Below are 12,214 nucleotides of genomic sequence, written 5' to 3'. Positions count from 1 at the left end.
CGGTGGTGGAGGCGGTCTGCCAGGTGTCCCAGTTGTCGGTGGGGTCGAGGGTGAGGGTCGCGGGGGTGCCGGTGCCGGGGCGGACCTCCATGGTGCGCTTCTCGTGGCGGCCGTCGCCGCCGGTGCCGTTGGCGTAGCGGAGGTGGAGGCGGTACGTGCCGTCGCGGGGGACGTCGACCACGCGGCGGGTGAGGGAGGCGTCCTTGTTCAGTTCGGCGGCGAAGCCGTCGCCGGAGTTCCCCCGGTGGTCCGTGGCGATGACCGCGGAGCCCGCGAGAAGGCCGTCCTCGGCCTCGCAGCTCGTGCCGAACGCGCAGGCGGGGACGGCCGTGCGGTCGCGCGCCGGGTAGTCGGCGCCCTGCTTCACCAGGGCCGCGCTGTCGATGTTGACGTTGCCGGAGTCGGCGGCGGTGCGCTGGAGCCGTACGGTGTGGGTCCCGGCGCCCAGCGTCAGGGGCAGGCGGGCCACACCCCATGTGTTCCAGTCGGCGGTGGCGGGGAGGCTGAACGTCCTGTTCGCGCCGCCGTCCACGCTGAGGCTGAGGGTGCGGGTCTCCCGGCGGCCGTCCGAGCCGACCGCGTTGGCATAGCGGACGGCGTAGTCGTAGGTGCCGGCTTCGGGCGCACGTACGTCCGTGGTCAGGGAGTTGTTCGTGACGTCGAAGCCCGCGAGGAAGCCCTTGCCGGTGTACCCGGTGTGGTCGGTGGCGACGCCGGGGCCGTCGTGGAGCTGGCCCTCGGCCTCGCACAGGGTGCCCACCGCGCAGTCGGGGCGTTGCCAGGGGCTCGCCTGCACCTGCTTCTGCCCGGTCTTCAGGCGCACGGTCAGGTTGTCGGCGGTGAAGGGGCCGGAGCCCACCTTGTAGCGCAGGGTCAGGGCGCTGGTGGTGAGGGTGAGGACGCCGTCCTTGACCGAGGAGGTGGGGGCGGGCGGGGTGAAGGCGCTCCGGCCGATGGCGTTGAAGGTGGCGCTGTCCTCGAACTTGTCGTCCCCGGCGTACTCGGTACGGATCAGGGTCGGGGACAGCACCTGGAACCGGGCGCCCGGCACGGTCACGGTGGCCGAGCGGGCCTTGGCGGCCGGGGTGGCGGCGTCGGCGCCGACGGGGGCGAGCGCGACGCCCGCGCAGGCCAGGACGAGGGCGATGACCGGTCCACGCGGCGGACGGAGGGTACGGGGGAAGGATGGTCGCACGGCACGCTCCAGGGGGCGGTGGCGCTCTCGCGAGCGCGACGGACATGCGGAGACGACGGCAGCACAGGTGCGATACAACGTTGTAAACACGGCTCCCCGGCATGAGACCACGCTCCGCTTTCCGGTGTCCAGATCCGGAACCGACAGCGTTGTCAGAGTAGTTGGCGCGAAGCGTGCGCGACGCGTGTTCCGTCCGGTTCCGTCTGTGGCTGTTTTTGATCCTGTACAGCCCTCCCCCGCGGTGCTGTCGTGCAACTGACCGGGCCTGTTCAACGTTGGAGGACTCGCCATGCCGGTTCACAGACCCCGCTTCCTCGGCGCACTGCTGGCCCTCGCTCTCGCGCTCGGCGGATTGCTCGCGCTCCCCTCCCCCGCCCACGCCGCGTCGGCCGTGTGCGCGCTGTCCTGCGACACCCTCGACCCTTCCCAGGCACGGCAGGATTCCTTCCCGGTGCCGGACCGGACGGTCAACGGCCGCCTGCTGAGGCTGCATGTCTCCGAGCCGGACAGCATGGCCTGGGCCAGCGTGGACCAGGGCAAACAGGGTGACGCGGTATGGCTGGACCGGTCCTGGGACCGGGGCGCGAGCTGGGACGGGCTGCTGGGCAAGGCGAGCATCCCGTCCTCGTGGACTGGCACCCGGACGCTGATGTACAACGTCACCGACCCCGTGGGCCATCGGCGCGGCTGGGTCCGGGCCTGTGCGGACGCGGCCGGCGTGTCCTGCACCGACTGGTTCCGCCCCCGGGTGTGCGACGGCACCTCCTGCGACGGCGCCGACCCCGCCACGGCGGCCCGCGACGAGCGTCCGGTGCCCGCGACCACCCTGTACGGGCGCACCATCAGCCTGCACATGGACCAGGCCGACGGGCTGGCCTGGGGCGTGGTGGAGAACGGCGGCGCGGGCGACGAGATCTGGCTGGACCGCTCCTGGGACGAGGGCGCGAGCTGGCCGGAGGGCTCCTCGCTCGGCCGGACCAGCGTGCCCTCCGGGGCGTCGTCGACGCGCACGGCGATGTTCGCCACCCGGGACCCGCGCGGGCTGCTGTACGGCGGTGCCGTGCGCGCCTGTGGCCGCGAGTCCGCGCACCAGGACGGGAGTTGCACCGCCTGGGCGCGCCCGGCACCGACCCGGGCACGGGGCGCGGCGGACGCCCTGATGGCGTCGTACCAGACCAACGAGGGCTGGTGGCGCAGCAGTTGGTGGAACTCGGCAGTGGCCCTGACCTCGGTCGTCGACTTCGCTCGGGCCACCGGGACGCACGACTACGACTGGGCGGTGGCGCGTACCTTCGAGCAGAACAAGGGGGTCTTCCCGGCGGGCGGACGCTCTTCGGACCCGGTGGAGGGGCACTTCATCAGCCGGGCCGTGGACGACGCGGCGTGGTGGGGGGTCGCCTGGGTGGCGGCGTACGACCTCACGCACGAGCGGCGCTATCTGGACGAGGCGGTGACCGTCACCGACTACGTGCGCGGCTTCTGGGACACGAACACCTGCGGGGGCGGGGTCTGGTGGAACCGGGAGCGCACCTACAAGAACGCGGTGACCAGCGGTCTGTATCTGTGGCTGACCTCGGCGCTGCACCAACGGCTGACCGGGGACACCGTGTGGGGCGCGCGGGCGGTGATGGCCGGTGACTGGTACCTGGGCAGCGGGCTGATCAACAGCTCTGGGCTGGTGAACGACGGGCTCACCTCGGGGTGCGCCAACAACGGTCAGACGGTGTGGAGTTACAACCAGGGGCTGGCGATCGGCGGCTTCACCGAGCTGTGGCGCTCGACCGGCAGCAGCCGCTATCTCGATGCGGCCAAGCGGCTGGCGGAAGCGGCGCTGTCCTCCACGGCGCTGACGCGTGACGGGGTGCTGACCGAGTCGTGTGACGTGGGCGGCGCGAGTTGCGACGACAACCAGAAGCAGTTCAAGGGCGTGTTCGTCCGGCATCTGGCGGACCTGGCGTCCGTCACCGGATCGCCGGCCTACCGCGCGTATCTGGTGCGGCAGGCCGACTCGGTGTGGGCGAAGGACCGGGACCCGCTGAACCGGCTCGGCCAGCGCTGGGCCGGCGGGAGTCCGAACCAGGTGGACTGGCGGACCCAGGCGAGCGCACTGGCGGCGCTGACCGCGGCCGGGTGAGTCCCGCGGTCCGAAGGGGCGTTCAGCCGACCCGGCGCCGCCTGGCCAGCCAGGTCTGGGCGACGACGACGAGGACGAGGAACGCCCCGCTGACCACCTGCTGGTAGGCGGAGTCGAGGGAGCCGATCTGGTTGATGACGTTCTGGATGACCTTGAGCAGGAGCACGCCGACGAGGGAGCCGCTGACGTAGCCGAGGCCGCCGGTGAGCAGGGTGCCGCCGATGACGACGGCGGCGATGGCGTCCAGCTCCATGCCGTAGCCGAGGATGGTGACGCCGGAGGCGAGGTAGGCCGCGTTCAGCGCCCCGGCGAGGCCGGCCAGCAGCCCGGACAGGGTGTAGACGCTGATCTTGGTGCGGGCGACCGGGGCCCCCATCAGCGCGGCCGCCTGCTCGTTGCCGCCGACGGCGTACACCCGCTGCCCGAATTGAGTGCTGCGCAGCAGCACAGCACCGCCTACGAACAGAACAGCCGTGATCCAGACCGGAGTTCCGATGCCGAGCAGCTTGCCCTGGCCGAGGGAGGCGAAGACGGAGTCCGGGTCGACGAGGAAGGTGTCGGCGCCCTCGTCGGTGATGGCCAGCATGAGCCCGCGCGCTGCCAGCATCGAGGCGAGGGTGACGATGAACGGCGCGAGTCCGGTGCGCGCCACCAGCAGCCCGTTGACGAGCCCGATCGCGGCACACACCGCGAGCGGCAGCAGCAGCGCGACGACCGTGCCGTGCTGGGAGCCCCAGGCGGCGAGGACTCCGCCGAGGACGAAGACGGAGCCGACGGAGAGGTCGATGCCGCCGCTGACGATGACGAAGGTCATGCCGAGGGCGACGGTGGCCAGGAACGACGACGAGATCGCGATGTTGCCGAGGTTGTCGCCGGTGGCGAAGGAGTCGAAGGACAGCGAGGCCACGGCCGCGAGGGCCACGAGGGCGACCAGGGCGCCGTGCCGCTGGGCGAGGGCTGCGACCCGGTCGCCGCGCCGGGCGGTGTCGCCGGGGGCGGGCGCCGTCCGTCCGGCGGCCGCGGGGTGTTCCTTGGTGCTGGGCATCACCGCTTCCCCCTCTCCCGTGCCGCGTACACCGCGAGCACGATCACCACGGCCTGGGCGATCTGGGTCCAGGACGAGGGCAGGTCGTGTTTGATGAGGGTGGCCGTCAGGAGCTGGATGAGGACGGCTCCGGCCACTGTGCCGCCGATGCGTACGCGTCCGCCGGTGAGCGGGGTGCCGCCGACGACGACGGCGGTGATGGCGGACAGTTCCATCAGGTTGCCCAGTGAGCTGGGGTCACTGGCCTGGAGCCGGGCGGTGGCGAGGAACCCGGCGACGGCGGCGAGGACGCCCGAGCAGACGTAGACCGTGATCAGGACCCGGTGCACCGGGAGTCCGGCGAGCTGGGCGGCGGGGCGGCTGTCCCCGATGGCGAGGAGGCGGCGGCCGAAGGTGGTCCGGCGCACCACGAAGCCGACGACCAGGGCGAGGGCGGCCGCGATCAGCGCGAGGTAGGGGATGCCGGCCACGCTGCCGGAGCCGAGGGTGGCCATGGCGGGGTCGCGCACGTCCTTGAGCTGGGGCAGCAGCACCAGGGCGATGCCCCGGCCGCCGACCATGAGCGCGAGGGTGGCGACGATGGGCTGGACGCCGACGAACGCGATGAGCGAGCCGTTGGCCAGGCCGATGACGGCGCCGCCGACCAGCGCGGCCACCAGGGCGAGCCAGGGTCCGTAGCCGAGGTAGAGGGAGGTGACGGAGGTGGCCAGGGCCATCACGGCGCCGACGGAGAGGTCGATGCCCTCGGTGCCGATGGCCAGCGCCATGCCGAGGGCGACGATCAGCACCGGGGAGACCTGGACGGCCTGGGTGCGGAAGTTCTCGCCGGAGACGAAGTGGTCGGTGAAGAACACGTTGAACAGCAGCAGGACGGTGAGACCCAGGTAGACGCCGTAGTTCTGGAGCCAGCCGACGACCGTGGACCGGTCTGGCAGCGTTCTGTTGTCCAGGGCGAGTTCAGTCATGGCGGGGCGCCTCCTCCTCGGCGGCCTCGGCGATGGCCCGCAGGAGCTGGTCGGCGCCGACCTCGTCCCCGGTCAGCTCGCCGACGACCGAGCCGTCCCGGAGCACCACCACCCGGTCGGACCCTTCGATGAGTTCCTCCACGTCGGAGGAGATCAGCAGCACGCCGAGGCCGTTCCCGGCGAGTTCGTCGATGAGTTTCTGCACCTCGGCCTTGGCACCGATGTCGATGCCGCGCGTCGGCTCGTCCAGCAGCAGCACCTTGGGGTGCATGGCCAGCCAGCGGGCCAGCAGCACCTTCTGCTGGTTGCCGCCGGAGAGTTCGCCGACCTTCTGGTGGGGGCTCGCGGCCTTGATCCGCAGCCGTTTCATGAAGGTGTCGACCACGGCGTCGACCCGGGCCTCGGAGACGAGCCCGAAGCGGGACATGCGGGGCAGTGCGGCGAGTGCGATGTTCTCCCGGACGGACAGTCCCGGCACGATCCCCTCGGACTTGCGGTCCTCGGGCAGCAGGCTGATCCCGGCCCGGATGGCGGCGGCCGCCGACCCGGTGCGCACCGGCCGCCCGGCCACGGTGACCTCTCCCCCGCCGAGCGGGAGGGCACCCGCGATGGCCTTGGCGGTCTCGGTACGCCCCGAGCCGAGCAGTCCGCCGAGTCCGACCACCTCACCGGGCCGGATGTCGAGCGAGACGGCGTGCAGTTGGTGGCGCCGGTCCAGGTTGCGCGCGCTGAGCACCGGCCGGGAACCGGCGTCGTGACTGCCGCTGAACTTGGTGACGCCCTCGGCGCGGACCTCGCTGGTCTCGCGGCCCAGCATCAGGGAGACCAGCTGCAGGCGACCGGTCTCGGCGAGCGGGCCGGTGTGTACCAGTCTGCCGTCGCGGAGCACGGTGACCGTGTCGCAGATGGCGTACAGCTCGTCCATGCGGTGGCTGACGTACAGCACGGCGATGCCCTGTTCGCGCAGCCGCCGGATGACGCCGAACAGGGTCTCCACCTCGCGGGGTTCGAGCGAGGAGGTGGGTTCGTCCATGACCACCACACGCGCGTCGACCGAGACGGCGCGGGCGAGGGCGACCATCTGCTGGGCGCCGACGCCGAGTTCGCGCAACGGGCGGCGGACGTCGATGTGGACGCCGTACTCGGCCATGGTCTCCTGCGCCTCGCGGTGCATGCGGGCGAAGTCGATCAGGCCGATTCGGGTGCGGGGCTCGCGGCCGAGGAAGAGGTTGCGGGCCACGCTCATCAGGGGGATGAGGTTGACCTCCTGGTAGATCGTGGAGATCCCGGCGTGCTGCGCGGCGAGCGGGGTCGGGAAGGTCACCGTCTCGCCCAGGTGGCGCAGTTGGCCCTCGTCGGGGCGGTACACCCCGGTGAGGACCTTGATCAGGGTGGACTTGCCCGCGCCGTTCTCGCCGACCAGGGCGTGGGTCTGGCCCGCCCGCAGGGTGAACGTCACGTCGTCCAGGGCCAGTACACCGGGGAAGCGCTTGGTCAGACCGGTGACGGCGAGGACTTCGTCGGGTGGTGCGGTCACGGCTGCTCTCCATGGGGTCATGGGCGACGTGCCTGCTGGGGGGGCGCCGAAAGCCTTGAGGAGGGCTCTCGGCGCCCGGTCGAAGTGGGCGCTCAGTACGCCTTGTTCAGGTCGGCCTTTGCGTTCGCCCCGGTGTACTGGCTGTCCTGGATGACGATGTCCTCGCCGACCGGCTTGCCCTGGGTGAAGGAGTCCAGGGTGGCGAAGGCCAGCGGCCCGAAGCGCGGGTTGGACTCGATGACGGCGCTGATCCAGCCGTCCGCGATGCCCTGTACGGCGTTGCGGGTGCCGTCGATGGTCACGATCTTCACGGCGCCGGGCTTCTTGCCGGCGCCCTTGAGGGCGTTGACCGCGCCGAGGCCCATCTCGTCGTTCTCGGCGTAGATCGCCTTGATGCCGGGCTTGGACTGGATGAGCTGCTCGGTGACCGACTGGCCCTTCTCGCGGGTGAACTCGCCGGTCTGCTTGAAGACGATCTTGAGTCCGGGTGCCTTGGCCTTGACGCGGTCCTCGAAGCCCTTGGTCCGCTCGGTGGTGACGTTGTTGCCGGCGGCGCCGAGCAGGATGGCGATCTCCCCCTTGCCGCCGGTGGCCTCGATCAGCTGGTCGGCCGCACGCCGCCCCTGGGCGACGAAGTCGGAGCCGATGAAGCTGACGTAGTCCTTGCAGGGGGCCGCGTTGATCTGCCGGTCGATGGTGATGATCGGGATCTTCTTTGCCTGGGCGGACCGGAGCACCGGCTCCCAGCCGTCGGAGTTCAGCGGGGCGATGACGAGGAGCTTGGCGCCCTTGGCGATGAGGTCCTGCACATCGCTGATCTGCTTGGAGAACTGCGACTGGGCGTTGGCGGTGAGCAGCTTGATGCCGCGCTTGGACGCCTCGGCCTTGATGGAGGCCGTCTCCGCGATGCGGAACGGGTTGGCCTCCTTCTCCGACTGGGAGAAGCCGACGACGGCGTTCTTCAGGTCGAGCTTGTCGGCGCCGTAGTCGCCGATCGCGCAGGTCTTGCCGCCGCCGCTCTCGGCGACCTGCTTGCCCGCGTCGCCCGAGCTGCTCGTCTGGGCCGGGGCGGAGTCGTCGCTCTCGGACTTGGTGCAGCCGGTGACGAGCGCCAGCCCGGCGACGAGCCCCACGGCGAGGATGTTTCTGGTGGTGGTGCGGGAGTGCGGCTTCATGCGGATTACCCCACTTCGGGACTGCGGAAGGCCGTCCGGCCGTGACCAGATCAGGATGCTTTTTACATCGTTGGAAGAGCCGTGTAAACACCCCGTGCGGGACGACACCGAACCGGTATTGCCGCCAACTGGGGCCTGGGCAAGGGGGTTTGTGCTGGTCAGAACGAGGGCGGGCGCCGCCCGAGGGTGCTCTCCCGCTCCACCAGGGTGAAGCCGGGCTGGAGGAGGCGGGCGGCCCGGGGAGCCTCGTGGTTCTGGTCGCCCTTGAGCCGGCCGACGACGGACTCGACGGCGAGCCGGGCGATGGCCTCCTTGTCGGGAGAGACAGTGGTCAGGGTGACGGCGGCGTACCGGGACTCGGTGACGTCGTCGAAGCCGACCACCGCGATGTCCTCGGGCACCCTCAGGCCCCGCTCGAACATCACCCGCATCGCGCCCAGTGCGACCAGGTCGTTGTAGGCGAACACCCCGTCGGGGCGCTCCCCGGAGTCCAGCAGCCCGGCCATGGCGCGGGCGCCGTCCTCGTGGCCCCAGCCGCTCGTGGTGGCGACCAGCCGGTCGTCCACCGCCACCCCGGAGGCGGCCAGTTCCGCCTGCCAGCCGATGAACCGCAGGTGGGCGGGCTGGTGCGAGTGGTCCCGGCGGGCCCCGAGGAAGGCGATGCGGCGCCGGCCGAGGGCGAGCAGGTGGCGCACCGCGGCGCGGGCGGCGGCGATGTTGTCGATGACGATGTGGTCGTAGGGCAGGTCGTAGCGGCGCTCGCCGAGCAGCACCAGGGGCGCGTCGTCACGGCGGGCGGCGAGGTCCTCGGTCTCCAGTTCCAGCGGGCTCAGGATCAGGCCGTCCATGACCCGGGCGCGGAAGCCCTGGCAGACCAGGATCTCCTGTTCGCGCTGGCCCTGGGTGTGGTCGAGCAGGACAGTGTACTCGTGCTGGGCGGCCGCGTCGATGACGGCGCCCGCGAGTTCCGCGAAGTAGGAGTTGCCGAGTTCCGGTACGGCCAGGCCGATGATCCCGGTACGGCCCTTGCGCAAGTGACGAGCGGTCAGATTCGGCCGGTAGCCCAGCTCGTCGATGGCCGACTGGACGCGGGCCCGCATGGCCGGGGTGACGTGCGGATAGTCGTTGACCACGTTCGAGACGGTCTTCACGGAGACCCCCGCACGTTCGGCCACGTCCTTCAGACTCACGCGCATCCTCAGTCCTCCCACGCCTCGTGTCAGACACCTGGACAGAGCGCAGGAGGCGTGTTCTCATGCCAACTGCCCTTGTTTCCAACGTTATACAAGATGTGCTGGAGCTCGGGCAGAGCACGCACCCGCAACTCCGTTCCCCCCGGAGGTACTCGTGCCACCATCCTCTCGCCGCAGGTCCCGCCCGCACCGCTGGCTGGCCTCCGCGTTCACCGCTCTGACGCTCGTGGTCTCGGGCGCCGCGGCCTCCCAGGCGTCACCGGCGTCACCGGCCGCGCCGAAGGCCGACGGGCCGGCCGAGGCCCACGGTCTCAAGGGTGAGTACTACACCCAGTCGGCGTCCGGAGCCTTCGACTTCGCCACGCTGAAGGCGACCGCCTTCGACCCCTCGCTCGACTTCCCCGACCTCGAACCGCGTCTGAAGGCCCGCACCGGGCAGCAGGACGACGTTAGCGTGCGCTGGACGGGCCGGCTCACCCCGGAGAAGACCGGCGCGCACACCTTCTCGATCACCGGCGACAACGGCTTCCGGCTGTGGGTCGACGGCAAGGAGGTCATCGACCACTGGGTGGACGACTGGGACCGTGAGCAGAACTCGGCGCCCGTCACCCTGGAGGCGGGCCACGCCTACGACATCAAGGTGGAGTACTTCGAGCACTACGGCGGCTCCAACCTGCATGTGCGCTGGACACCGCCCGGCGGCGCCAAGGAGGCGATCCCGCAGTCGGCGTTCAGCCTGCCGGACGGGTTCACCTACAACGGCCCGCTGGACTCGGCGATCCAGCCCGACGGCAAGACCCTGGTGCTGGACTTCGCCCAGCAGCTCAAGGCGCCCCCGGCCGGGTTCGGCGACCACCTCGACATCGATGTCGGCGGCTCCGCCTGGCCGCGCGGGACCGCGCACCTGGACGCCTCCGACCCGAGCAAGCTGGTCGTCCCGCTGACGGAGCCGGTGGTCGGCGACCACGGCGGCTACGCGGACCTGCGCTACGACGGCAAGGGCGGCCTGACGGGCACCGACGGCGTGGCGGTCTCCGACTTCTGGAGCACCGGCAGCAACCACTCCACCTACCAGCTCCGCACTCCCTGGGCCGACAAGGTGAGCCCCACCAACGCCCATCCGGAGTACCCGCGGCCGCAGTTGACCCGCGACCAGTGGAAGAACCTCAACGGCACCTGGGAGTTCGCGGGCGCCGAGGCGGGCGAGCAGCCGCCCACGGGCAAGAAGAAGCTGGGCGAGAAGATCCTGGTGCCCTACCCCGTCGAGTCCCAGCTCTCCGGGATCGAACGGCACGAGGACCGCATGTGGTACAAGCGGACCTTCACCGTGCCCGCCGACTGGCAGGTGCACGGCACGCGCCGGCTCCAGCTCAACTTCGACGCGGTGGACTGGCAGGCCGTGGTGTACGTCAACGGCAAGAAGGTCGGTGAGCACAAGGGCGGTTACGACCGGTTCAGCCTGGACGTCACCGACGCGCTGAAGAAGAACGGCGGCCTCCAGGAGCTGATCGTCGGCGTCTACGACCCGACCGACTCGGCGAACGGCGAGAACCCGCCGATGGGCAAGCAGCGCCTCGACCCCAGCGGCATCTGGTACACGCCCAGCTCCGGCATCTGGCAGACGGTGTGGATGGAGCCGGTCGGCCGGGACCGCGCGGAGGACGTGAAGACCACCCCCGACCTGGCGAACCGCTCGGTATCGGTGAGCGTGCGCGGGGTGCGGGACGGCGTGCCGGTCACGGCGGTCGCCTACGACGGCGACCGCGAGGTCGGCCGGGCGAGCGGCACCGGCGGCACGGCGTTCTCGGTGCCGGTCCCCCGCCCGCACCTGTGGACCCCGGACGACCCGCACCTGTACCAGCTCAAGGTCACCGTCGGCCGGGGCAACGGCGCCGACCGGGTGGGCAGCTACTTCGGGATGCGCTCGGTCGAGGTCAAGACGGTGAACGGCAAGCAGCGCACCCTGCTCAACGGCAAGCCGGTGTTCCTGATGGCCACGCTCGACCAGGGCTTCTGGCCCGACGGCCTGCACACCGCGCCGACCGACGACGCCCTCGCCTACGACCTGAAGGTGCACAAGCAGCTCGGCTACAACTCGGTGCGCAAGCACATCAAGGTGGAGCCGGACCGCTGGTACTACTGGGCGGACAAGCTGGGCCTGATGGTCTGGCAGGACATGCCGGCGATGAACACGGTCAACCCGCCGGCGGCGGCCCGCACCGAGTACGAGCACGAGCTGAAGCAGATGATCCTCCAGCACGACAGCCACCCCTCGGTGGTCATGTGGGTCACCTTCAACGAGGGCTGGGGCCAGTACGACCAGGCGCGGATCGCGGACTACGCCAAGTCCCTCGACCCGACCCGGCTGGTCAACAACATGAGCGGCCTGAACTGCTGCGGCGCGGTGGACGGCGGCAACGGCGACATCGCCGACGCCCACGGCTACCCGAGCCCGCAGGTCCCGCAGGCGGACGGCCGCAGGGCCCTGGTCAGCGGCGAGTACGGCGGCCTCGGTCTGGGCGTTCCCGGACACGCCTTCCCGGTCCAGATGACCTACGTCGGCGTGACTCCGGAGACGTACACCGACGTCTACCTCGACCGGCTGAAGGAGGTCGAGCAGCTCGCGGCCTGCAAGGGCAGCAACGGCGCCGTGTACACCCAGATCACGGACGTCGAGGGCGAGTTGAACGGTCTGCTCACCTATGACCGCAAGGTCCTCAAGGCCGACACCAAGCGGCTGCACGCCGCGCACGAGGCGCTGATCAAGGGCGCCGAGAACGGCACGCTCACCTGCACCTCCTGAAGTACCGCGCGGCCCGTCCCTCATCGGGGCGGGCCGCGCGCCCCCATGCCGGACTCACCCCCAGGAGCGCCCGCATGTCCCTCGACCGACGTCACTTCCTGGCCGGCGGCGCGCTGGCGCTGGGTTCGGCCGCACTGTCCGGCCCCCTTGCCTACGCCGCCCCCGCC

The 12,214-nt window shown here is 70.9% G+C and carries 8 protein-coding genes; 2 read left to right on the top strand and 6 right to left on the bottom strand.

Annotated elements, in window-relative coordinates:
- Positions 1-1,195 (bottom strand): carbohydrate-binding protein (locus tag CCN33_RS18900; protein ID WP_244173862.1); only part of this gene is annotated, 1,195 nt, incomplete at its 3' end.
- Between the two features lie 289 nt (positions 1,196-1,484).
- Between CCN33_RS18900 and CCN33_RS18895 the strand changes: the two genes are divergently transcribed.
- Positions 1,485-3,329, top strand: coding sequence for a glycoside hydrolase family 76 protein (locus CCN33_RS18895; RefSeq protein ID WP_086694754.1), 1,845 nt, complete (start codon positions 1,485-1,487; stop codon positions 3,327-3,329).
- Positions 3,330-3,351: 22 nt separating this feature from the next.
- On the opposite strand, the gene CCN33_RS18890 is transcribed toward CCN33_RS18895, so the two are convergent.
- From CCN33_RS18890 to CCN33_RS18870, 5 genes are all read right to left on the bottom strand, one after another.
- Complete coding sequence (locus CCN33_RS18890) at positions 3,352-4,374, bottom strand: ABC transporter permease (RefSeq protein WP_086694753.1); 1,023 nt, start codon at positions 4,372-4,374, stop codon at positions 3,352-3,354.
- The gene (locus CCN33_RS18885) at positions 4,374-5,339 is read right to left on the bottom strand and encodes an ABC transporter permease (protein WP_086694752.1); all 966 of its coding nucleotides are present in this window, start codon (positions 5,337-5,339) and stop codon (positions 4,374-4,376) included. The genes CCN33_RS18890 and CCN33_RS18885 overlap by 1 nt, the downstream gene beginning before the upstream one ends.
- A complete protein-coding gene (locus tag CCN33_RS18880; RefSeq protein WP_086694751.1) occupies positions 5,332-6,897 on the bottom strand; it encodes a sugar ABC transporter ATP-binding protein in 1,566 nt (521 codons plus the stop codon). Before CCN33_RS18880 ends, CCN33_RS18885 begins: the two co-directional genes overlap by 8 nt.
- Positions 6,898-6,968: 71 nt before the next feature.
- The gene (locus tag CCN33_RS18875; RefSeq protein WP_086694750.1) at positions 6,969-8,051 is read right to left on the bottom strand and encodes an ABC transporter substrate-binding protein; all 1,083 of its coding nucleotides are present in this window, start codon (positions 8,049-8,051) and stop codon (positions 6,969-6,971) included.
- Between the two features lie 158 nt (positions 8,052-8,209).
- The gene (locus tag CCN33_RS18870; RefSeq protein WP_167387896.1) at positions 8,210-9,247 is read right to left on the bottom strand and encodes a LacI family DNA-binding transcriptional regulator; all 1,038 of its coding nucleotides are present in this window, start codon (positions 9,245-9,247) and stop codon (positions 8,210-8,212) included.
- Positions 9,248-9,398: 151 nt separating this feature from the next.
- Here CCN33_RS18870 and CCN33_RS18865 point away from each other — a divergent pair, with 151 nt between their 5' ends.
- A complete protein-coding gene (locus CCN33_RS18865) occupies positions 9,399-12,047 on the top strand; it encodes a PA14 domain-containing protein (protein ID WP_425275854.1) in 2,649 nt (882 codons plus the stop codon).
- The last annotated feature ends 167 nt before the right edge of the window (positions 12,048-12,214 follow it).

Source organism: Streptomyces recifensis (assembly GCF_002154615.1).
GTDB lineage: Bacteria > Actinomycetota > Actinomycetes > Streptomycetales > Streptomycetaceae > Streptomyces > Streptomyces griseoluteus.
The sequence above is the reverse complement of the archived record's forward strand: the minus strand, read 5'-3'. Positions and strand labels throughout refer to the sequence as shown.